Below are 23,470 nucleotides of genomic sequence, written 5' to 3' on the forward strand. Positions count from 1 at the left end.
AGACAGAAAACGGCCAACTTCCAGACCCTGCTGAACCACTTTTCGGTGGCCAACGCGAAAAGGGTGGCCGCGAGTGCCGAAGAGTTCGCGCAGCGTGTGCTCGCGACCGTCGGTGCCCGCCAGCCGGAATCGCGGATCTCTGCCGACTCGCAGACTTACTGGCGCCGGCCGAGCGGGGATCGCTGGCAGGCCAACGCACATTGGCGCGACGCGTCCGTGCCAGGGCAGCGACCTGTGGTCGCACCTCGGCCGCGAGCATCTCGAACTGTTCGACGCGGGCGCCCGGATGGCGGGCTTCACCGGCCCGTGGCACCGCGTTCTGGAATGGGGCTGCGGCGGTGGCGCGAACGCGATCCACTTCGCTCCGCGCGCGGAAGAATTCATCGGCGTCGACATCGCCGCGGAAACGTTGCACGAATGCGAACGCCAGGTGAAAGCCGCGTGTGACACGCCGTTCCTGCCGATCTCGATCGACGTCACAAATCCCGAACAAGTGCTCGAAGCCGTCGGCGGTTTTGTCGACGTCTTCTTCTCCTGCTACGTCTTCGAGTTCATCCCCACTCCGGAGTACGGCGAACGCCTGCTGCACATCGCCCGGCAGCTGCTGACTCCCGACGGCCTGGCGATGATCCAGATCAAGTACGACCCCGGTTCGTGGCGCACCGGACCCCGTCGCCGCGCCTACCGCACGGGGCTGGCCGAAATGACCACATACGGCATCGAAACGTTCTGGCAGACCACCACGCGCTGCGGCCTGCAGCCGCTCGCCGTGCACCTGGTCCCGAAGAACGAGCTGGACGAGCGCTACGCGTACTTCTTCCTGCGCAACGGACATCCCTCCTGATCCGGTTTGCGCGGTTCGCCGACGTCAGAGAATTTCGGGGTACGTGGGACTCTTGTTGCCATTGACCGTTTTCCTACCAGGCGTGACCGAGACAGCACAACGCGTTCATGATCACAAACACCACCAGGTGTCCGGCCGACCACGATCAGTAAACTTAGGGGACGCAAACAACTAGCCCAAAAGGAGCCGACGGCGCCTCCCGCTGGACGAACGCCGACCCAGGGAGGGCTGAGCATTGGCGACCCCGCCGACCGAGATCACCAGTACCGAGCACCGAGTCGAGGAGCTGCTGGCAGCTGAGCCGCAGCTGCGGAACGTCGCCCCCGACGCCATGATCACCGAAGCGATCCGACGGCCGGGACTGCCGCTGGTCGAGCTGATCGAAACGGTGATGACGGGCTACGCCGAGCGCGCCGCCTTCGCCGAACGGGCCACGGAGGCGGTGATCGACCCGGCGACGGGCCGCACCACGCGCCGGCTGCTGCCGCGGTTCGACACCGTGACCTACCGCGAAGCGTGGCAGCGCGCGTGCGCCATCGCGGGCGAGTGGACCCACCACGCCGAAGCCTCCGTCGCGGCCGGTGATTTCGTGGCCACGCTGGGCTTCACGAGCACCGAATACGCGATCATCGACCTCGCCTGCGTCCGCGCCGGCGTGGTGTCCGTGCCGCTGCAGGCGGGCGCGACGGCGGGCACGCTCAAGCCGATCGTCACCGAGACCGGGCCGAAGCTCCTCGCGTCCAATGTGGACAACCTCGACACCGCCGTGGACCTCGTGCTCGACAGCACGACCGTGCGGCGCCTGGTGGTGTTCGACTACCACCCCGAGGTCGACGCCGAGCGCGAGACGTTCGAGGTCGCCAAGGCGCGGCTCGCCTCGGCCGACAGCCCGATCGTCGTCGAGCCGCTGAGTGCGGTGCTCGAAGGCGGCGCCACCACGGCGCCCGCGCCGGTGTCCGACGCGGAGCCGGACCGCCTGTCGCTGCTCATCTACACCTCCGGCAGCACCGGCACGCCCAAGGGCGCGATGTACACCGACCGCCTGGTCGCCAACCTGTGGCACGGCCTGTTTCCCGGGCGCCCCTCGTTTCCCGTGATGAACCTCAACTTCATGCCACTGAGCCACGTGATGGGCCGGGCGCTGCTCGTCGGCACCCTGGCCGAAGGTGGCGCTGTGCACTTCGCGGCGAAGAGCGATCTGTCCACCTTGTTCGAGGACCTCTCGCTCACGCGGCCCACTGACCTCGTGATGGTGCCCCGCATCTGCGACATGATCTTCCACCACTACCAGAGCGAACTCGACCGCCGCGCGCTCGGCGCCGGCTACTCCGCCGAGCTGGAAACCGAGGTCAAGCTCGACCTGCGCGCGAACTTCCTGGGCGGCCGGATCGTGTGGGCGGGTTGCGGTTCCGCGCCGCTTTCGGCCGACATGGAAGCGTTCATCGAGTCGGTACTGGGCCTGCGGCTGCACGACGGCTACGGGTCCACCGAAGCCGGCATCGTGCAGTGGGACCACAAGCTGTCGCGCCCGGCCGTGCTCGACTACAAGCTCGACGACGTCCCGGAACTCGGCTACTTCTCCACGGACACCCCGCACCCGCGCGGCGAACTCCTGCTCAAGGCGAAGTCCATGGTCCCCGGGTACTACAAGCGCCCCGACGCCACGGCCGAGGTGTTCGACGAGGACGGCTACTACCGCACCGGCGACATCATGGTCGAGACCGCGCCGGACACGCTGTACTACCTCGACCGGCGCAAGAACGTGCTGAAGCTGTCGCAGGGCGAGTTCGTGGCCGTGTCGCGGCTGGAGGCCGAGTTCGCGGCCGCGCCGTCGATCCGGCAGATCTACCTGTACGGCAGCAGTGAACGCGCGTACTTGCTGGCGGTGATCGTGCCGACGCCGGACGCGCTGGAAGCGTTTGCCGACGGCGAAAAGCTCAAGGCCCAGCTGAGTGAATCGCTGCAGAGCATCGCGAAGGAGTCGGACCTCAACTCGTACGAGATCCCGCGTGACTTCCTCGTGGAGACCGAGCCGTTCAGTCCTGAGAACGGGCTGCTCACGGGAATCCGCAAGCTGTCGCGGCCGAAGCTGAAGGAGCACTACAGCGAGCGGCTCGAACAGCTCTACCGCGAGATCGCCGAGCGCGAGTCGAGCGAGCTGCGCGAACTGCGGCAGGTCGGGCATTCGCAGCCGGTGTTCGACACGGTCGTGCGGGCGGCGCAGGCGCTGCTCGGTGCGTCTTCGAGCGAGCTGAGCCCCGAGGCGCACTTCGTCGAGCTGGGCGGCGATTCGCTGTCGGCGCTCACGTTCTCCAACCTGCTGCGGGAGATCTTCGACGTCGAGGTGCCGGTCGGCGTGGTCATCAGCCCGGCGACCGACCTGCGCAAGCTCGCGTCGTACATCGAGGACGCACGCGAGTCGGGCGCCAAGCGGCCCTCCTTCGCCAAGGTCCACGGCGCGGGCAGCACCGAGGCGCGCGCCGACGCGCTCACGCTCGACAAGTTCCTCGACGCGGCCACCCTGGACGGCGCCTCGACGCTGGCGCGCCCCACCGGCACCGTCGGCACGGTGCTGCTGACCGGCGCCAACGGTTACCTCGGCCGGTTCCTTTGCCTGGAGTGGCTGGAACGGCTGGCCGAATCGGGTGGCCGGCTCATCTGCCTCGTTCGCGGCAGCTCCGCCGAGGCCGCGCACCGGCGGCTCGAGGACGCGTTCGACAGCGGCGACGCCAAGCTGCTGCGCCACTTCCGCGACCTGGCCGCCGACCACCTGGAGGTGCTCGCGGGCGACATCGGTGAGCCGGACCTCGGCCTCGACGAGGCGACCTGGCGCCGGCTGGCCGACACCGTGGATCTCATCGTGCACCCGGCCGCGCTGGTGAACCACGTGCTGCCTTACGACCAGCTGTTCGGCCCCAACGTGGTGGGCACCGCGGAGCTGATCCGGATGGCGTTGACCTCGCGGATGAAGCCGATCACCTATCTGTCCACAGTGGCCGTGATCGCCGACCAGGCCTCCTCGGCCGACGAAGTGTCGGACATCCGCGTGACAAGCCCCGTGCGCGTGCTCGACGACAGTTACGCCAACGGCTACGCCACCAGCAAGTGGGCCGGCGAGGTCCTGCTGCGCGAGGCCAACGACGCCTTCGGCCTGCCCGTCGCCACGTTCCGCTCCGACATGATCCTGGCGCACAGCCGCTACTCCGGCCAGCTCAACGTCCCGGACATGTTCACCCGGCTGCTGCTCAGCCTCATCGTCACGGGCATCGCGCCCGGATCGTTTTACAGTTCGACCGCGCCCGCCCACTACGACGGCCTGCCCGCCGACTTCACCGCCGAGGCCATCACCACCCTGGGCACCCAGGCGATCGAGGGCTACCGCACCTACAACGTCCTCAACCCCCACGAGGACGGCGTCTCCCTCGACACCTACGTCGGCTGGCTCGTCTCGGCCGGCTATCCGATCAAGCGCATCGACGACTACGCCGAGTGGTTCGCCCGCTTCGAGACGGCCATCCGCGGGTTGCCGGAGAAGCAGAAGCAGCACTCGCTGTTGCCCCTGCTGCACGCATTCTCGGCCCCGGCCTCCCCTGTCGACGGGGCGGGCATCCCGACCGACCACTTCCGCTCGGCGGTGCAGGACGCCGGCATCGGCGCGGACAAGGACATCCCGCACGTGACCGTGGAGCTGATCCGGAAGTACGCGGCGGATCTGTCGCAGCTCGGGTTGATCTGAGGTTCTCTTGCCCGGCGCCGGGGAAACTTGGCGCCGGGCGGGGCTTTCCGGGCGGGATCCGAGGGTCTCGGGCTTTGCCGTCGCGTCAGGTGCGGAACGCTCACCCTGGCGGTCTCCTTCGCGGACCTCAGCCCCTCCGGCGCCTTCGGCCTCGACGGCGCAAGAACTCCGTAATACCCACCCACGAATAACGCCAGAAAAGCAACAGAAATCGCCATCTTTTCTCGGCGGGATGCGGGCGCTGGCCGCGATGATCAAGAACGGCTAGCGTCGGAAACGGCCGTCCGGCCCGCATTCTTTCCCGTCGAGGAGAAACAGTGATGTCCGAGAACACGTCCGAGCATTCTCGGCGGAAATTCCTCGCCACGTCGGCGGGGGCATTGGCCGTTGCGGCCTGCGCGTCGACGCTGCTGGCCGGGACCGCGAACGCCGCGACCGTTGCGACCGCCAAAGCAAGTACCAGCGCCATCCGCCGCTTCCGCATCGCCGTACCACAGCGCGACCTCACCGACCTACGCAACCGGCTGCGCGCCACGCGATGGCCGACAAAGGAGACCGTCGCCGACGATTCGCAAGGCCTGCAGCTCCAACGCGTCCAAGACCTCGTCAAGTACTGGACCACCCGCTATGACTGGCGCAAGGTCGAGGCGAAGCTCAATTCCCTCCCGCAGTTCACCACGGAGATCGACGGCCTCGACATCCACTTCCTGCACATCCGCTCGAAGCACGAGAACGCGCTGCCGATCGTCATCACGCACGGCTGGCCCGGGTCGGTCCTCGAAATGCTCAAGGTGATCGGCCCGCTGACCGACCCGACGCGCCACGGCGGCAGTGCGGCCGACGCGTTCCACGTCGTCATCCCCTCGATGCCCGGCTACGGCTTCTCCGGCAAGCCCACCGCCGCCGGCTGGGGCCCGGCGCGGATCGCGAGGGCGTGGGACGTGCTCATGAAACGCTTGGGCTACAACGAGTACGTCTCGCAGGGCGGCGACTGGGGTTCGGTCGTCTCCGACGTGCTCGCCGCGCAGAAGCCCGCCGGGCTGCTCGGCATCCACGTGAACATGCCCGCGACCGTGCCGCCGGAGATCGCGAAGATCCTCACCGACGGTGGTCCCGCGCCGGCCAGTCTGTCCACTGAGGAGCGTGTGGCGTTCGACTCGCTCAACACCCTCTACACGCGCGGCTCCGGCTACTCGGCGATGATGGTGACCCGCCCGGAGACCGTCGGCTTCGGGCTGGCCGACTCGCCCGCAGGCCTCGCGGCGTGGATGTACGACAAGTTCGCCGCGTGGACGTACAGCGGCGGCGTGCCCGAGAAGGTGCTCACCCGCGACGAGATGCTCGACGACATCACCCTCTACTGGGTCACCAACACGGCCGTGTCGTCCTCGCAGCTCTACTGGGAGAACAACGCGAACAACTTCAACGCCGTCGACGTCTCGATCCCCGCCGCCGTGACCGTGTTCCCCGGCGAGCTCTACCGCGCGCCGCGCAGCTGGGCCGAGCGCCGCCTACCACGACCTGCGCTACTACAACCAGGTCGACAACGGCGGCCATTTCGCCGCGTGGGAGCAGCCGGAGCTGTTCTCGAAAGAACTTCGCGCGGCGTTCCGCTTCCTTCGCTGATTACACTCGCGCGGGTGGACACGATCACCGCCCCCGCGCCCCCGGCGTGGTACGGCTGCATGGGTCTCGGCGGCAGCTGGGACCCGGCACCATACGCGCCCGCCGACGTCGATGCCGCCGAGGCGGCGATCACCGCCTCGCTCGACATCGGTGTGACCGCCTTCGACCACGCGGACATCTACCGCCACGGCAAGGCGGAGGCCGTGTTCGGCGAGGTGCTCGCGCGCACGCCGGGGCTGTGGGAGCGAATCGTGCTCCAGACCAAGTGCGGAATCCGGCTCGACGGCGGCTTCTACGACCTGCGCGGCGCGAGCATCACGGCGCGCGTCGCGCAGAGCCTCGAACGGCTGCGCACCGAGTACGTCGACGTGCTGCTCCTGCACCGGCCCGACCCGCTGGCCGACCTCGGCGAGGTCGCGCAGGCTTTGCACCGCCTGCGCGAGGACGGGCTGGTCCGGCACTTCGGCGTGTCCAACATGAGTGCCGCCCAGATCTCCGCGCTGCGGTCGCGTGTGGACTTTCCGCTGGTGGCCAACCAGCTGGAGATGAGCCTCGCCCGACGGGACTGGGTCGAGTCGGGCGTGCTGGTGAACACCTCGGCGGCCGCCGCCAACGGCTTTCCCCACGGCACCCTCGAATACTGCGTCGAGCACGGAATTCAGCTCCAGTCCTGGGGTTCCCTGGCTCAGGGTGTCTACACAGAACGCCAGGCCACGCCGGTCGAAGAGGCCACCGCCCAGCTGGTGAAGGAACTCGCCGCCCACCACGACACAACTCCGGAAACCATCGTCCTCTGGTGGCTGATGCGCCACCCGGCGCGGATCGCCCCGGTGCTCGGGAGCACCCGGCCCGAACGCATCCGCGCCTGCGGAGACGCCGTGAACCGCGAGCCGGCCCTCACCCACGAAGAGTGGTACCGCCTGTGGATCACCGCCCGCGACGAGCCGTTGCCCTAGCGTGGTCGAGGAAAGGAATTCGGTCCTGTTCGGACGGGAGCTGGAGCAGAAGCGCCTGGCGGAGCTGGTCGACGGCGTCGGCGAACGCGGCGGCGCGTTGCTGGTGCGGGGCGAACCGGGCGTCGGCAAGTCCGCTCTGGTCGCCACCGTCCGCCGGCAGCTCGGCCCCTCACGCACGACGATCCTGACCGCAACGGGCGCGGAACCCGAGCAGCACCTCCCCTACGCCGGTCTCAACCAGCTGCTCTACCCCCTCCGCGACGCCACGACCGCCCTCCCGGCCACCCAGCGCACGGCTCTGCGCACCGCGCTCGGCCTCGTCGACGGCCCGGCGCCGCAGACCTATCTCGTCGGCCTCGTCGACGGCCCGGCGCCGCAGACCTATCTCGTCGGCCTCGCCGTGCTCAACCTCCTCAGCGAGGCAGCCGCTGCCACGCCGCTGGTCCTGCTGCTGGAAGACGTCCACTGGCTCGACCGCGCGACCCAGGACGTGCTCGCGTTCCTCGCCCGCCGCGTCGAGTCCGAGCCCGTCGTCCTGATCGCGACGGCCCGCGACGACGAACCCACCCGCCTCGACGACCTCCCTTCCCTCACGCTGGCCCCCTTGCCGCCGGAGGACGCCGAGGAGCTCCTCGACCACGTCGCCCCGGACCTCGCCCCGGAAGCCCGCAAACGGATTCTCCAAGACGCCGCCGGCAACCCCCTCGCGCTCACCGAACTGCCCGCCGCCCGCACCGGCCCGCTCGACCACGCCTTCGCCGCCCGCGTGGCCGAACTGCCGGAAGCGACGCGCACGAATCTCCTCGTCGCGGCGCTCAACGACAGCACCTCGCTGGCCGAAACCCTCAAGGCCACCGGCACCGACGCGATCGGGCCGGCCGCGGGGCTCGTCAAGGTGGACTCGACGAACGTGACGTTCCGGCACGCGATGACCCGAGCCGCCATCGTCCGGTCGGCGACACCCGCCGCCCGTCGCGCCGCGCACCACGCGTTGGCCGCGACGTTGACCGAGCCCGGACGGCGGGCCTGGCACCGGGCGGCGGCGACCACCGGGACCGACGAAACCGTCGCGGCCGAACTGGACGCGGCCGCGGGTGACGCCCGACGCCGGGGTGGCGTCGCGGCGGCGATCTCGGCCCTGGAAGAAGCCGCGCGCCTCAGCGAAACCGACACACGCCGCACCGATCGGCTGCTCCGAGCCGCCGACCTCGCCGTCGAATCCGGCCGACGTGACGTGGTCGACCGGCTGCTGGCATCGGTGTCCACAATGGAGCTCACGCCACGACAAAGAGCCCTGGTCACCTGGCTGCCAACCGGGTTCGACGACGGGGTCCGCGAAGGCGCCGCCGGAGCGTCGGAGCTGGCGACGCTGGCAGGCACGGTCGCCCGGGACGGTGATCTCGACCTGGCCATGCGGATCTTCTGGAGCACCGCCATGCGCTGCTTCTGGATCGAGCCCGGCGCGCTGGCGCGCGAACGCATCACCGCGATCGCCGACGAGCTGCCCGTCGACCCGGCCGACCCGCGGATGGTGGCGATCGCGGCGTACGTGACGCCGCTGGCGCGCGGGGCGCAGGTGGTGGCCGCGTTGCGAGAGCTGGTGGACCGAACCACCGACCCGACCGTGATCCGGTTCCTCGGCAGCGCCGCGCTGCAGGTGGGCGCGTTCGACCTCGCGGCCCGGTTCTCCCTGGCCGCGCAACCAGGTCTCCGCGCCGAAGGCCGGCTCGGGTTGCTGAGCCGCGCGCTGGCCGTGCAGGCCTGGAGCCACGCCCGGCTCGGCGATCTGGCGGCCGCGTTGCCCGCCGCGGAAGAAGCCGGCCGGCTTGCGCACGAAACGCGCCAGCCGTACATGGTCGGGCTGGCCAGGGCGGTGCAGGCGGAGATCGCCGCGTTGCGCGGGGACCACGATCTGGCCGAGAAGCTCGCCGCGGAGGCAGAACGCGTGGGCCTCGCGGCGGGCGCGCGGCCGGTGCTGGCCACGGTGCAGCTCGCCCGCGGTCTGGCCGCCCTCGGCTCGGGCCGGCACGCGGACGCCGTGGCCGCGTTGTTGCGCGTCTTCGATCCCGCAGACCCCGCGTACCAGCTGGCGCTGCGCTGTTACGTCGTCGCCGAGCTGGCGGAGGCGGCCGTCCACTGCGATCGCGCCGACGTGGTGCGCGATCTGATCGCCGAGCTCGAACAGGCCCCGACGACGTCCCCCGCGCTGCACCACGGCCTGCGCTACGCCCGCGCCGTACTCGCCTCCGACGAGGACGCGGAGGAGCTGTTCCGCGTCGCGTTGCAGGCCGATCTCACGGGCTGGCCGCTCGAACGCGGACGGCTGCAGCTCGCGTTCGGCGAGTGGCTGCGACGGCGTCGCCGGGCGGCGGAGTCGCGGCCGGTGCTGCGGGCGGCGCGGGAGACGTTCGACGCACTGGGCGTCACGGCGTCCAGCGATCGGGCCGCTCGCGAGCTGCGCGCCGCGGGCGAGGCGACGCCGGACCGCGAGCCGGACGCGCTGGGCGACCTCACGGCGCACGAGCTGAACATCGCGCACCTGGCCGCGGAGGGGCTCACGAACCGGGAGATCGGGCAGCGGCTGTACCTGTCGCACCGGACCGTGAGCACGCACCTGCACCGGATCTTCCCGAAGCTCGGCATCAGCGCCCGCGGCGAGCTGGGTGCCGCGCTGCGCCGCGAGGGATGACGTACACCCACGGCGTCATCTGACGGGCGCGAAGCCACCCCGCCACTGCCTACCGTCACAACGCGGAAGAAGGTTCCGAGCTCAGGAGTGTTTTCGGATGATCAGCAGGAGACAGTTTTCGCAGGTACTCGCCGCCGGCGTGGCAACGGCATCGGTCGCCGGCGTCGCGTCTCCGGCTGCGGCGGCCACTGGGCACCCGTCCTTCGGGCCGCTCAAGCAGGTACGGGCCGGTGTCCTGAACATCGGCTACGCGGAGGCCGGCCCCGCGAACGGACCGGTGGTGCTCCTGCTCCACGGGTGGCCGTACGACATCCACAGCTACGTCGACGTCGCGCCCGCGCTGGCGGCTCAGGGCTACCGCGTGATCGTGCCGTACCTGCGCGGCTACGGGACCACGACGTTCCGCTCGGGTTCGACGTTCCGCAACGCCCAGCAGTCCGCCGTCGCCGCCGACGTCATCGCGCTGATGGACGCGCTGAAGATCCCCAAGGCCGTGATCGGCGGCTTCGACTGGGGCTCGCGCACGGCCGGCGCGGTGGCCGCGCTGTGGCCGCAGCGGTGCAAGGCGCTGGTGCTCGTGAGCGGGTACCTGATCACCAACCTGAAGACGCAGCGTGACCCGCTGCCACCCGCCGCCGAGCTCGGCTGGTGGTACCAGTACTACTTCTCGACCGAACGTGGGGTGCTCGGTTACACGCGTAACACCGCCGAGTTCAACAAGCTCATCTGGCAGACCGTCTCCCCGAAGTGGGACTTCGACGACGCGACCTACCAGCGCACCGCCCAGTCGTTCACCAACCCGGACCACGTGGCCATCGTGGTCCACAACTACCGCTGGCGCCTGGGCCTCGCCCACGGTGAACCGCAGTACGACCGGCTCGAAGCCCAGCTCCAGCAAAGCCCCAAGATCGCCCTGCCCACCATCACCGTCGCCAGCGACTTCGACGGCACCGCCGCCGACGGCTCGGGCTACCGCAAGCAGTTCACCGGCAAGTACGACCACCGCGTCCTGCCCGGCATCGGCCACAACGTCCCCCAGGAAGCCCCGGCGGACTTCACCAAAGCGATCGTCGACGCGGACCGGCTCTGAGTACCGTGGCTCCATGGGCCACAAGGGCATCCGCGACGGCGGACCACCGCGCGATCCGAACTTTCGCCCGTCCGACGTCGTCGGGCTGCCGATCCGCAAGGCCGTGATCGAGCTGACCCGGCACGGTTTCCTCATCCAGCAGCCGGGCGCCCACGACCGCCACGCGGCGATGCGGCACAACCGCGTGCGCCTGGTGGCGAACGAGGGTGCGATCACCGAAGTGATCGTCGGCTGAAAATCCCCTGACCACACAAAAGCGGGGCCGGTCCACAATGGACCGGCCCCGCTTCTTCGTTCAGCTAGAACACTCAGGCGTTGCTACGACGACGGCGCACCAGCACCAGCATCGCGCCGCCGGCCAGGACGAGGGCCGCGCCGATGCCGATGGGCAGCGAGGCGTCCACGCCGGTGTTGGCCAGGGGTGCCGAGCCGCCGGCCGGGGCGGCCGGGGTGGTGGCGGGCGCCGCCGGGGTGGTCGGCGGGGTGACGCCGGCTTCGGTCCAGGTGGCGGTGGCCGAGGTGTCGACCGTGGTCTTCTGCGACTCCGCGACGATCAGCGACTGCGCCGGGTGCTTGGCGTAGTTCTCGCCCACGAACAGGCGGCCGGTGTCGAGGTGGCCGACGGCCTTGAGCGCCAGCTCGGCGGTGCCGGCCTTGGCGTCCTTGGGAACGTCGAGGTACAGCTTGGTGCCGTCCTTGACCTCGCCCTCCGTCACGGCCTTGCCGTCGGCGTCGGCGAGCTTGACGCCGTCGGGCAGCTGCGTGGTGAGGTCGGTGATGTCACCGGTGGTGGCGATGGTGAACGGGCCGATCTTGGTACCGGCTTCGCCCTTGGCCGAGGCCGGGGTGATGCTCAGCGACGGCTTCGGCTGCTGGCCGATGCCGACGTTGTCGCTGCCGGTGAGGTAGTCGTACAGCGCGAGCACGTCGGCGCCGTTGTCCGCGTTGCCGAACTGCACCGGCTTGTCGCGGTCGATCTCCTTGCCGTCGCTGAAGTGCCAGACGGCGGCCTGCGTGGCGGCGATCGCCTCGGCCTGTGACAGGCCGTCGTGCAGCGTGACGCCCTTCAACTCGGCCTCGATGCCCTTGAGGTCCTCGGTCGGGAAGCCGTGGTGCAGGACCCAGTTGATCTTCGCGTTGTTCTTGTTGAACGGCGAGTCCGGGTTCGGGTACTTGTCCCACGGCGTCTCGAGCATGTCCTGCTGCTCGTCGATGTTCGTCTCGATCTCGACGCAGTACAGCTTCAGCGTGCTGCCGTCGGAGAGCTTGAGACCGAACAGGACCGTGTCGTAGTAGTGGTCCTTGCCGTTCTCGTTCAGGTTGACACCGAAACCGTTGGTGAACGCGCCCGGGACGAGACGCCCACGAGCCGCGCCGTCTTCAGCCTTTGTGCCGGTGTCCGCGGTGGCGCCCTGAGCGGCCGCCATCAGCGCGACGGCCGCGGCGGCAGCCGCGATCCCGCCTCGCACCAGACCTGACCTGACCTGCATCTGTTCTCCCATCCAAGCCCGAACCAGAAAGTCGGAGCCGCGTGAGAAAACACACCCCGATCACGACGGCCACCAATCAGGTGAGAATCCACCCAGTCAAGCGATGCGGAAGCATACAGACAGCTCACACGCCCACCCACGGTGGTCCCCACCACCGCAAGGGTCGTCCACCTGGGCGTCACCAAGCCGTTCACGGACCGCCACCGAGCAAATCGGACACACCCCGATCACCTGCGTATACACGCAATGTATAGTCTCGATGTATAGCGATCATCCGAAGGGGACCAGACATGTCAGTGGGGACCACCCTGCTCGCCTTGCTCGAGCCAGGACCGCGGCACGGGTACGACCTGAAACGCGCGTACGACGAACAGTTCGGCCAAGACCGGCCACTCGCCTACGGGCAGGTCTACGCCACACTCTCGCGCCTGCTCAAAAACGGCCTCGTGGAGGTCGCGGGCGTCGAGGCCGGCGACGGGCCGGAGCGCAAGCGCTACACGATCACCGACGCCGGCATCACCGACGTCGAACACTGGCTCGCGACGCCGGAGAACCCCGAGCCGTACCTGCAGAACACGCTCTACACCAAGGTCGTGCTGGCGCTGCTGTCCGGACGCAGCGCCACGACCGTGCTGGACGCGCAACGCAGCAAGCACCTCGAAATGATGCGCGAGCTCACACGCCGCAAGCGTGAGGGCGACCTCGCGACGCAGCTGATCTGCGACCACGCGCTGTTCCACCTCGAAGCCGACCTGCGCTGGCTCGAGCTCACGGCCGCGCGCCTCGACGAACTGGCGAGCGAGGTGCGGTCATGACGGAACCCCTGCTCGTCGCCGATGGCCTGGAGAAGGCGTTCGGCCCGACACAGGCGCTGCGCGGCGCCGGCGTGTCCGTCGCGGCCGGGGAGGTGCTCGCGATCATGGGCCCGTCGGGCTCCGGCAAGTCGACGCTGCTGCACTGCCTCGCCGGCATCGTCCGCCCCGACGCCGGCACCATCACCTACGGCGGCCGCGACCTCGTCGCCATGAGTGACCGCGAGCGCAGTGCGTTGCGGCGCACGGAGTTCGGCTTCGTTTTCCAGTTCGGGCAGCTCGTGCCGGAGCTGACGTGCCTGGAGAACGTCGCGCTGCCGCTGCGCCTGGCGAAGGTCGCGCGGCGCAAGGCCGAGGGCGTCGCGCGCGAGTGGCTCGAGCGGCTGCAGGTGTCCGACGTCGCGGACAAGCGCCCGGGCGACGTCTCGGGCGGGCAGGGGCAGCGCATTGCCGTGGCGCGCGCGCTCGTGACCCAGCCGAAGGTGGTTTTCGCCGATGAGCCGACGGGCGCGCTCGACTCGCTCAACGGCGAGAAGGTCATGCGCATGTTCACCGAAGCCGCGCGGCAGACCAACGCGGCCGTCGTGCTCGTGACGCACGAAGCACGCGTCGCGGCGTACTCGGACCACGAGATCGTGGTGCGCGACGGGCGCGTGGCGGACCGGGAGTTCGCGCAGTGATCGCGAACCTCCTTCTCGGCCTCCGGCTGGCCGTCGGGGGCGGCCGGATGTCGGGACAGGCGCTGCTACGCCTGGCCATGACGGCGGTGGGCATCGGGCTCGTGGTGGCGGTGCTGCTGCCGGCGGCGTCGGTGAGCTCGGTCGTCGACGCGCGGGAGGACCGCGCGGCCGCGACCGCGGAGAGCACGCAGCCGAAGCCCGGCGTCGACCCGCTGTACGTCGTCAAGTGGTCGGCGATCCAGGGAAACCACTTCGTGGACCTGCGCTCGGTCGCGGCCGGTGGACCGCACGCGCCGGTGCCACCCGGGCTCAACGCGGTGCCGAAGCCCGGCGAGCTCATCGTGTCGCCCGAGCTCGCGCGCCTGCTCGCCGGCCCGGACGGCGCCAGTCTGCGGGCCCGGATGCCCGCGGCGCCGGCGGGCACGATCGCCAAACCCGGGCTCGTCGACGCGGGCGAGATCACGGCCTGGTACGGCACCACGGTCGAGGACGCGAAGTCGAGCCCGGACGTGCGGACGATCTACGGCTACGGCGGCGGGCAACCGCCGCGGCTGGCCGTCGCGACCTCGCTGCTCATCGCGGTGCTACCGGTGGTGGTGGCGCTCCTGCTGCCACTGCTGATCTTCGTGACCACGGCGTCGCGCATGGGTGCGGCGCAACGCGATCAACGCCTGGCCGCGCTGCGGCTGCTCGGCGTGGACGCACGGCAGATCCGCTGGGTCGCGGCCGGGGAGTCGCTGCTGGGCGCGACGATCGGCCTGGTGCTCGGCGTGGCTCTGTTCCTCGCGGTGCGACCGACGTTGGGGTCTCTCGGCCTGTTCGGCTACCGCGTGTTCGGCGAGGACTTCGTGCCGCCGTGGCCGCTCGCGGTCCTGGTGCTGGTGCTCGTGCCCGCGCTGGCCGTCGGGGCGGCGTTGTTCGGGCTGCGGCGCACGATCGTCGAACCGCTCGGTGTGGTGTGCCAGGCCAAACCGGTGCGCCGGCGAATGTGGTGGCGCTGGGTGATCACCGGCCTGGGGGTGCTGCTCATCGGCACGGCGTATGCGACCGAACCGGGGCACGGCAGCGACAGCGTGCTGATCGCGCTCACCGTGGGATCCGTCTTCCTACTGGTGGGCGTGACCGTGCTGCTGCCGTGGATCGTCGAGGGGATCGCCGGCCGCCTGCGCGGCGGGTCGCCCGCGTGGCAGCTCGCCGTGCGGCGGTTGCAGCTCGACAGCGGTACGCCGAGCCGGGTCGTGTCGGGGCTGGTCGTCGTAGTGGCGGGCAGCATCCTGCTGCAGGTCGTCCTCAACTCCCTGCTCGCGGCCGAGGCGACCGAGGCCAACACGGATCCGTCGTGGCCGGGCGCGGCACACGTGAGCGTGATCGCGGACGAGGCTACGGCCGCCGAGGCGCAACAGCGCGTTTCGAGCGTGGCCGGGCTGACGCGGGTGGGCACGATCCGGAGCGTGTCGGCGGTTTCCGGCGACCAGTGGACCGGCATGGAGGTCGGTTCGTGTGCCGCACTGGCGATGCGGGCGCAGCTAACGTCCTGTGTGGACGGAAGCGTGTTCGCGATCGGCGACACGCGGGTGCCGACCGGACCGGTGCGGCTCACGACGTCCTCCTCGGTCTCCGGAGGTCCGATGTGGACGGCCCCGGCAGATGTGGTGCGGGTACCGGCGACTTCGGCGGCGCGGGGCCTGGAGGACACACTGCTGGTCACCGAAGGAGCGGTCGCCGGTCTTCCGCAGCCGACCGGGCTGCCCAGGGTGTACGTGACGGGCCAGGGGACACCCGCGGCCGTGGCCGACCTCGTGGCGGCCGCCGTCTCGAATCTGACCTGGCACGTCGTGGTGGACACGGACGAGCGGCCGAGCGCACCGGCCGGGGTCCTGGCCACGATCCGCGCGGTACTGCTCACGGCGTCGCTGTTCGTGCTCGCGGTCGCGGCGCTGAGCCTGCTGATGCTGGCGGTTGAGCAGATCACCGAGCGGCGCCGGGCATTGGCCGCGTTGGCAGCTTCAGGTGTTCCACTGAGCGTGCTGGCCCGCAGCTCGTTCGCGCAGACCGCGCTGCCGGTGCTGATCGGCGTGGTGCTGGCGGTTCTGTCGGGTACCGGGCTCACGCTGCCGATCCTGCGGGCCGCGGACATCCCGCTGAAGCTCGACGTCGGGCTGATCGCGAGCATGGCCGGCGCGGCCGTGGCGGCGGTCTTCATGGTCACCGCGTGCACGATTCCGCTGCTGCGCCAGGTCACCAAGGTGGAATCTCTGCGCGCGGAGTGAGTGTTCACCGGCCCGAAAGGCCCGCGACCCACCTTCGTCGCGGGCTTTTCGGGTCCAACTCCTTCTCCCCGGGGGCCGGGTGCGCCAGCATGATCAACGCCCTGTCCCCATTCGGAAGGTCGACCTTTATGCGAACCTTCAAACGGCTCGGTGCGGTCCTCGGCGCCACCGTGCTGGCGCTGGTGATCCCGGCGGCCGCGGCGTACGCCGATCCCCCGCACAACCTCCCCCAGAACGCCGGCGGCTACGACCAGTCGTTCTCGCCCGCGTACGACTACGACGGCGACGGCTGCTACGCCACGCCGGCCATCGGCCCGGACGGCACGCTCGCCCCGGGCCTCAACACCACCGGCGCGGTCAACGGAAGCTGCCACGACCAGTCCGACCTCGACAACTCCCAGACCTACTCCCGCTCGAAGTGCAACAACGGCTGGTGCGCAGTGGTCTACGCCAGCTACTTCGAGAAGGACCAGGCCGTCGCCGGCAGCGGTCTCGGCGGCCACCGCCACGACTGGGAGCACGTGATCTCCTGGATCAACCAGGCGAGCAACCAGGTCGAGTTCGTGACCACCACGCAGCACAGCAGCCAGGTCACGTACCCGCGCTCCCAGGTCCGCTTCGACGGCTCGCACCCGAAGGTCGTCTACCACAAGGACGGCCTGGGCACGCACTTCTTCCGCCTGGCCAACGACAACGACGAACCGCCGGAGAACCACTACCACAACTGGCGCTACCCCCCGCTCGTCGGCTACGACGGCTACCCCTCCACGGCCCTGCGCGACAAGCTCATGTCCGCCGACTTCGGCTCGGCGACGATCAAGATCAACGACGCGCGGTACAACGACTTGCTGGCGGCCTCGCTGCCGGCAGGGATTCCGTTCGATCCGCGTGGGTGAGGCCTGAGGGTTTGTGCTGAAGGACGGGTGCCATCCTCTTCGTGGGGGTGGCACCCGTCTTCGCTTCCGGGTAACCCGCAGCGCCGGTTGCCACGCCTGGCCGGATCGGCCCCGTCCAACGCCGATGAGCCGATTCCGCACCAGGACCGACTCTCATCAAGAGCGGCGCCTGCTGAGGACAGGCGGAGCCTCGATCTTCCGCCGACCCGGCGCAACCCCGGCGCGGAGTCGACTTGCCGATCAGTCCACTCGCCTGAGTGCACCTTCAGCCCGAGCGAACCGCCAGCGTGATGTCTGCGAGTTCGCCACAACCGCGGATGTCATCCTCTTCGTGGGGATGGCACCCGTCTTCTGTGTCGGGCCAGGTCCGCGAGGCTCTCCGGAGCGATCTGCGTCACGACTTCCCGCCCCGACTATGCACAGTCATACATCCTGATGCATAATCATACCCATGTCCAAGGTGCTCACTTCCCTTCCCGTCGGCGAGCGGGTCGGCATCGCGTTCTCCGGTGGCCTCGACACGTCCGTTGCGGTGGCGTGGATGCGTGACAAAGGCGCCGTGCCGTGCACCTACACGGCCGACATCGGGCAGTACGACGAGCCCGACATCGAGTCGGTGCCGGGGCGTGCGACGTCGTACGGCGCGGAGCTCGGGCGGCTGGTCGACTGCAAGGAGGCGCTGGTCGAGGAGGGGCTCGCGGCGCTGACGTGCGGCGCGTTCCACATCCGTTCCGGCGGCCGCAGCTACTTCAACACCACGCCGCTCGGCCGGGCGGTCACCGGCACGCTGCTGGTGCGCGCGATGCTCGAAGACGACGTCCAGATCTGGGGCGACGGCTCCACCTACAAGGGCAACGACATCGAGCGGTTCTACCGCTACGGCCTGCTGGCCAACCCCGCCCTGCGCATCTACAAGCCGTGGCTCGACGCGGACTTCGTGACGGAGCTCGGCGGCCGCAAGGAGATGTCGGAGTGGCTGGTGGCCCACGGGCTGCCCTACCGCGACAGCACCGAGAAGGCCTACTCCACCGACGCCAACATCTGGGGCGCCACCCACGAGGCCAAGTCGCTGGAGCACCTCGACACCGGCATCGAGATCGTCGAGCCGATCATGGGCGTGCGGTTCTGGGACGCGAGCGTCGAGATCGAGCCCGAGGACGTCACCATCGGCTTCGAGCTCGGCCGGCCGGTGTCGATCAACGGCAAGCAGTTCGCGACGTCCGTCGACCTCGTGCTGGAGGCCAACGCGATCGGCGGCCGCCACGGGCTCGGCATGTCCGACCAGATCGAGAACCGCATCATCGAGGCCAAGAGCCGCGGCATCTACGAGGCCCCGGGCATGGCGCTGCTGCACGCGGCGTACGAGCGGCTCGTCAACGCGGTCCACAACGAGGACACCGTCGCCAGCTACCACAACGAAGGCCGCCGCCTCGGCCGCCTCATGTACGAGGGCCGCTGGCTCGACCCGCAGGCCATGATGCTGCGCGAGTCGCTGCAGCGCTGGGTCGGCACCGCCATCACGGGCGAGGTCACGCTGCGCCTGCGGCGCGGCGAGGACTACTCGATCCTCGACACGTCCGGGCCGGCCTTCAGCTACCACCCGGACAAGCTGTCGATGGAACGCACCGAGGACAGCGCGTTCGGCCCGGTCGACCGCATCGGCCAGCTGACCATGCGCAACCTCGACATCGCCGACTCCCGCGCGAAGCTCGAGCAGTACGCGGGCCTCGGCATGGTCGGCAGCGGCTCCCACCCGGCCCTCATCGGCGCCGCCCAGGCCGCCTCCACCGGCCTCATCGGCGCCATGCCCGAGGGCGGCGCCCAGGCCATCGCCTCCCGCGGCAAGACCGACGACGTCGAACTTCTGGACAGTGCCGCGATGGAGTCCGGCACGGACTGAGTTGCGCTGACTTGATGAAGGGGGCGTTCCTCGCGAACGCCCCCTTCACCGTTTCCGGGCGCCGATCGACGGGGGCAGGCACTGACGGGTGAGCGGCTGGAACCCGGCCGCCGCGACTGGTCGGGGTCAGCACGCGGCAGCCGGGAGTTCATTCGACGTCGGGGTGGTCTTCATCGTCACCGGTTACGGGTTTTCCGTCGTAGACCACAGCTCCGTCGTCGCCTATCCACTTGCCCACGGCTGACATCTCCAACGGCTCGACGAGGTGCAAACGCACGGTGTAACCGAAGAAACGCGCGTACATCAGCACGTTCATCATCGCCGCGTCGATCGCGACGGGGTTGGTTTCCAAGCGCCACAACGCGAGAACCGCGATGCCCAGAGCTTCGGCGACCTCGCCGCGAGTCAGACCCGCTTGCCGATGGAGGGTGTGCAGGTGGCGCTGCAGGTGCCACGGCTCGGACATGGCAAGGTCGTCGCCGGTGACGTCGCCGTGGGGCATGCGCTCCCGCCAGCCGGGCCGCCGGACGCCGGGATCGTCCTCGACGAGCAGCACGTGCAGATCGTAGCCGAGCAGACCTGCGTAAGCATCCAGCAGCGGCAGCGTGGTGCTGGTGCCTGCCCGGACCCGCAGGCCCAGGATGTTTCCGGCGGCCATGCCGAGGACGCGCCCGGCCCCGCGCAGCGTCCATCCTTCGGCGACGCGGACCTCGTCCAGTCGCGCGGCGACGGCGTCAAGCTGGTCGAGCGCGGATCGTTGGATCAGGGCGGTCATCGCGCGCGCCTCCGTCCGATTTGTTGCCGATAGTGACAGTCCTTAGGCTAAAAGTGATTGGTAGGCTGGAGGGACACCGAAGGGACACCGGCCGACGGCAGGAGCACCGCGAATGCACGTGCCCGCGCTTCCGGGCGACAGCGTCGCCGATCGGCTGAAGGCAGCCCGCAAGTTAACGGGCCTGAGCCAGCTGCAGTTGGCTCAGCGCACCAACTTTTCGCAGTCGCTGGTCAAGAAGGTGGAGCAGGGCAGCAAGCCGCCGAGTGCGGCGTTTGTGGCCGGCGCCGCGCGAGTGCTCGGGATCAAGGTGTCGACTCTCTACGGCACCCGCGAAAACGAGGTGCTCGAAGAGCCGAGCCAGGAATCAGCGGGCGTCGCCGAGTTGCGTGGTGCGCTCGACGCCTACGACGACCCTCGGCCCGAGGGTGATCCGATTCCTCTCGGCGCCGTCACGGTGCGCTTGGCGTCGATGGCGACTCGGGTCCAGTCCTTGCGCAACGCGGAGGTACTCGCGGAGCTGCCGCACCTGCTTCACCACCTCTACGTGCTCGCCGAAGAGCAGGACCACGCCGGTGAACTGGCGCGCGCGGCGCTGCACGACGCCTACCGCATGGCGGCCACGGTGGCCGGGCGCTTCCGGCAAGCCGACCTCGCGGCCATCGCGTCCGAGCGCCACATCCAGCTCGCGCCGAACACCGGAGACCCGTTGCGCGTCGCCATCAGCGCCTATCACCGGAGCACGCGCTACCTCCAGCACGGCGACTACCGCACCGGACTACGGCTGCTCGACCGGGCACGGCGATACGTCGAGGACGGCGCCGACGACCGGGCGGTCGCGATCCAGCTCGACTTGCGCTCTGCCGTCCTCGCCGCGCGAGCCGGTGACCCGAACGAGGCCGACGAATACCTGTCGGAGGCTCGCGCGTTCGCCGAGGAGTTCGCGCCGCCCGAGACGCCGTACTACAACGTGGATGCCAGCACGACCAACATCGTGGTGCACTGGTGCGCCGTTCCCGTGGAGAACTACAACGCCCGCGAGGCCGTACGCCGCGCCGCGACGGTGGCCGTGGTCGATTCGCGGCGGCCCGAGCGCGTCGGGCACCACCACATCGACATGGCCCGCGCCTGGATGCTGAACGGCGACCGAGAGAAGACACTCGCCGAGCTGAACGCCGCCCGCACAGTCGCACCCAACGCCACCCGCCGCCACCCGTCGGTCGCGGAGACCGTGCGCGCACTCGTGGCCGCCGAGCGGCGCACAACGGATTCACTCGCCGGATTCGCACAGTGGGCGGGAATCCGGCTCTGAGCACCGCCCTGCCGCTCCCCGCACCACCCAGCGCCAGCCGCCAACCCCGCGACGACAAACCCCCACCCTCCCGGGGGCGGCCCTAGTCCCATTCTATCGGACCACACCGCCAAAACCCGCCGATCTGCTCAGTTGTCCACAGCGGGCTCGAGTTGTGGACAACCACGCAACCAAGTCCACAGTAGACACCCGACACCGAGACCGGTACGACCTCCGCACCGAGCTCAGCCCTGCACCAGCCAGAACTCCAGCAGCCCCCGCCTAGAACGTGGGCGGCGTGATCAGCCAGACCGCCTTGAGCGGTTCGCCTTCCCCGACATGCCACCGATGCGGCACCGTCGAGTCGAGGTAGATCGCGTCGCCCGCTTCGAGTTTCACCTCGTCGTCGCCGATCCAGAAGATCATCACGCCGGACAGCACGATGCCGCACTCCTCGCCGACGTGCGAATGCGGGTGCCCGCCGCTGGTCGCGCCCACGGGCGCCTCGACCCACACCACTTCCATCTGGTGTTGCAGGTCGGGGCTGAGCAGCTCGTTCATGATCCCGGAGCCCGGGTACTGGATGCGTTTGCGCTGCCCGCTCTTGGAAACCGAGTACCGCAACGGGTTCGCGGGCGGCGCCTCGTTGCTGAACAGCTCGCCGACGGTGTGGCCGAGCACGTCGGCCAGCCGCTTCAACGCTTCCAGCGACGGGTTCGCGCGACCGCGCTCGACCTGGCTGATGTAGCCGACGGAAAGCCCGACCGCCTCGGACACCTCCGTGAGCGTCGTCCGGCTCTCGTGGCGCCATTCGCGCAGCTTCGAGCCGATGTGCACGCCCTCCGAAGTGCTGCGCGGCTCGTCGGACTGCTCGGGGGGTGAGGCCATGTGTCGCTCCTGCGCCGGCGGGGGTCGGGTTGGCGGAACTCGATCGGACGGTGAAACGCCACTCTACAAGTTTTACCCTCAGTTCAACCAGTAAAACATCAACCATCCCCAACCAAGATCGAAATCGGCCCCGATGTCAATCCCGCAACGACCGTTGCATCCCACGTGAGCAGGATGTATGCCACTGACCGGCGCAAAGATCAACGGCGAGAGCCTTGACACTGGACTGAGTTGACAGTAAAAATCTGCACTCACAGTGCGCCTCCTGCGGATCTGGTCCCCGCCGCCGGCGTCGTCGTCTCGAATCATCCGAACCAATGACGCGGAGGAATGATGATGACTTTTCCCAGGCGGCACCGAAAACTCGCGCTGGTGGCCGCCGTCGCTGCCGCCGCCTCGGTGCTCACGGCATGCGGCTCGAGCGGATCGAGCAGCGACAGCATCAAGATCGGCGTGCAATTCGGTCTCACCGGGGCCGACGCCGCGTTCGACGCGGTCTACCAGGACTCCGCCAAGCTCGCCTTCGCCGACCTGACCAAGAACGGCGTCAACGGCCACTCCGTCGAACTGCTCTACGCCGACGACGCGAGCGACCCGGCGACCGCCGTCACGGTGGCGCGCAAGTACATCACGCAGGACAAGGTCTCCGTGCTCTACGGGCCCGCCTTCACGCCCACCGCGTTGTCGACCATGCAGGTCGCGAGCAGCACGAAAACCCCGTTCTACACACCGGGCAGCATCAACCCGCAGCTCACCTCGCCACTCAACAAGTACACGTTCGCCCCGGCGTTCTCCTCCAACGACGTCGCCACGGGCATCGCGAAGCTCGTGCATTCCATGGGCGCCAAGAAGATCGGCATGATGGTGGAGTCCGACGCGTACGGCGACGCCGCGCTGTCCGGCGCCAAGGACGCGCTCGCCAAGTACGGCCTCACCGTCGACTCCACGCAGAAGATCGCCGCCAACGCCACCGACGCCACCAGCCAGGTGCAGGGCCTGAAAGACGCCGGAGTCGACGCCGTGCTGCTCGGTATCACCGCGCCGCCGATGGCCGCGGTGATCAACGCCGAGATCCACCAAGCCACCTACCTGCCGCTGGTCACGTTCGCCGGGTCCAACACCTCGCTCGACCAGCTCGCGAAATCGGACCCGAAGGTGCGGTACTACGCGCTGACCCCGCTGGCGTGTGCCGTCGGGGACCCGTGCACGGCCGACTTCATGAAGGCGTGGAAGGCGGAGCACCCGACCACCGAGCCGATCGTGTGGACGGTGCAGGCCTACGCGGCGGCCAAGGCGTTCATCGCCGGGCTGCGCAACGCCAAGGACACCACCCCCGAAGGCCTGGTCACCGGCCTGGAGACGATGCAGCCGTTCAAGACGCCCGAGCTGCCGTGCCCCATCGCGTTCTCCACGACCTCGCACAAGGGCAACTCCTGCACCAACTTCTACGGCATCTCCGGCGGCAAGGTCTCGTTCTTCGGCAGCGACACGACCCAGAACCAGCTCACCGCGAACTGACCTGGCCCCAGT

Annotated in this window: 16 protein-coding genes; 13 read left to right on the forward strand and 3 right to left on the reverse strand. The window is 69.4% G+C overall.

The genetic code is table 11. From position 1 onward, the window contains the following. Positions 1–286 precede the first annotated feature (286 nt). The 6 genes from AB0M56_RS08600 (at position 287) to AB0M56_RS08625 (ending at position 11,176) form a co-directional block, all read left to right on the forward strand. The gene (locus tag AB0M56_RS08600) at positions 287–844 is read left to right on the forward strand and encodes a class I SAM-dependent methyltransferase (RefSeq protein ID WP_364172379.1); all 558 of its coding nucleotides are present in this window, start codon (positions 287–289) and stop codon (positions 842–844) included. Positions 845–1,079: 235 nt separating this feature from the next. Continuing rightward, positions 1,080–4,580, forward strand: a complete 3,501-nt coding sequence (car, locus tag AB0M56_RS08605) for a carboxylic acid reductase (RefSeq protein ID WP_364172381.1) — start codon at positions 1,080–1,082, stop codon at positions 4,578–4,580. Between the two features lie 320 nt (positions 4,581–4,900). Then, the gene (locus tag AB0M56_RS08610; protein WP_364172383.1) at positions 4,901–7,162 is read left to right on the forward strand and encodes an aldo/keto reductase; all 2,262 of its coding nucleotides are present in this window, start codon (positions 4,901–4,903) and stop codon (positions 7,160–7,162) included. Between the two features lies 1 nt (position 7,163). Next, entirely contained in the window at positions 7,164–9,851 is a 2,688-nt protein-coding gene (locus AB0M56_RS08615) for an AAA family ATPase (RefSeq protein ID WP_364172386.1), read from the forward strand. Between the two features lie 97 nt (positions 9,852–9,948). Beyond that, entirely contained in the window at positions 9,949–10,941 is a 993-nt protein-coding gene (locus tag AB0M56_RS08620) for an alpha/beta hydrolase (protein WP_364172388.1), read from the forward strand. A gap of 13 nt (positions 10,942–10,954) precedes the next feature. Then, entirely contained in the window at positions 10,955–11,176 is a 222-nt protein-coding gene (locus AB0M56_RS08625) for a hypothetical protein (RefSeq protein WP_364172391.1), read from the forward strand. Positions 11,177–11,249: 73 nt separating this feature from the next. Here the strand turns inward: AB0M56_RS08625 and AB0M56_RS08630 are convergent, their stop codons facing one another. After that, a complete protein-coding gene (locus AB0M56_RS08630) occupies positions 11,250–12,431 on the reverse strand; it encodes a thioester domain-containing protein (protein WP_364172394.1) in 1,182 nt (393 codons plus the stop codon). 290 nt (positions 12,432–12,721) lie between these two features. Between AB0M56_RS08630 and AB0M56_RS08635 the strand changes: the two genes are divergently transcribed. The 5 genes from AB0M56_RS08635 (at position 12,722) to argG (ending at position 18,989) form a co-directional block, all read left to right on the forward strand. After that, complete coding sequence (locus AB0M56_RS08635; RefSeq protein ID WP_220244197.1) at positions 12,722–13,246, forward strand: PadR family transcriptional regulator; 525 nt, start codon at positions 12,722–12,724, stop codon at positions 13,244–13,246. Beyond that, positions 13,243–13,923, forward strand: a complete 681-nt coding sequence (locus AB0M56_RS08640; protein WP_364172397.1) for an ABC transporter ATP-binding protein — start codon at positions 13,243–13,245, stop codon at positions 13,921–13,923. The genes AB0M56_RS08635 and AB0M56_RS08640 overlap by 4 nt, the downstream gene beginning before the upstream one ends. Further along, positions 13,920–16,193 carry an FtsX-like permease family protein gene (locus AB0M56_RS08645; RefSeq protein WP_364172400.1) on the forward strand — a complete coding sequence of 758 codons (2,274 nt, stop codon included), beginning with the start codon at positions 13,920–13,922 and terminating at the stop codon, positions 16,191–16,193. Before AB0M56_RS08640 ends, AB0M56_RS08645 begins: the two co-directional genes overlap by 4 nt. A 128-nt stretch (positions 16,194–16,321) precedes the next feature. Further along, complete coding sequence (locus tag AB0M56_RS08650; protein ID WP_364172403.1) at positions 16,322–17,089, forward strand: NPP1 family protein; 768 nt, start codon at positions 16,322–16,324, stop codon at positions 17,087–17,089. Between the two features lie 451 nt (positions 17,090–17,540). Continuing rightward, on the forward strand, positions 17,541–18,989 hold the full coding sequence (gene argG / locus AB0M56_RS08655) for an argininosuccinate synthase (protein WP_220244201.1): 1,449 nt from the start codon (positions 17,541–17,543) through the stop codon (positions 18,987–18,989). Positions 18,990–19,137: 148 nt separating this feature from the next. On the opposite strand, the gene AB0M56_RS08660 is transcribed toward argG, so the two are convergent. Next, positions 19,138–19,764, reverse strand: coding sequence for a hypothetical protein (locus AB0M56_RS08660; protein ID WP_364172406.1), 627 nt, complete (start codon positions 19,762–19,764; stop codon positions 19,138–19,140). A gap of 112 nt (positions 19,765–19,876) precedes the next feature. Between AB0M56_RS08660 and AB0M56_RS08665 the strand changes: the two genes are divergently transcribed. Further along, complete coding sequence (locus tag AB0M56_RS08665; RefSeq protein WP_364172409.1) at positions 19,877–21,073, forward strand: helix-turn-helix transcriptional regulator; 1,197 nt, start codon at positions 19,877–19,879, stop codon at positions 21,071–21,073. A gap of 261 nt (positions 21,074–21,334) precedes the next feature. Here the strand turns inward: AB0M56_RS08665 and AB0M56_RS08670 are convergent, their stop codons facing one another. Further along, entirely contained in the window at positions 21,335–21,940 is a 606-nt protein-coding gene (locus AB0M56_RS08670; protein WP_220244204.1) for an XRE family transcriptional regulator, read from the reverse strand. A gap of 336 nt (positions 21,941–22,276) precedes the next feature. Between AB0M56_RS08670 and AB0M56_RS08675 the strand changes: the two genes are divergently transcribed. Continuing rightward, positions 22,277–23,458: an ABC transporter substrate-binding protein gene (locus AB0M56_RS08675; protein ID WP_364172412.1), complete on the forward strand. Its 1,182-nt coding sequence runs from the start codon at positions 22,277–22,279 to the stop codon at positions 23,456–23,458. The last annotated feature ends 12 nt before the right edge of the window (positions 23,459–23,470 follow it).

Origin of the sequence: Amycolatopsis sp. NPDC051372 (genome assembly GCF_040682095.1) — a bacterium.
Classification (GTDB): domain Bacteria; phylum Actinomycetota; class Actinomycetes; order Mycobacteriales; family Pseudonocardiaceae; genus Amycolatopsis.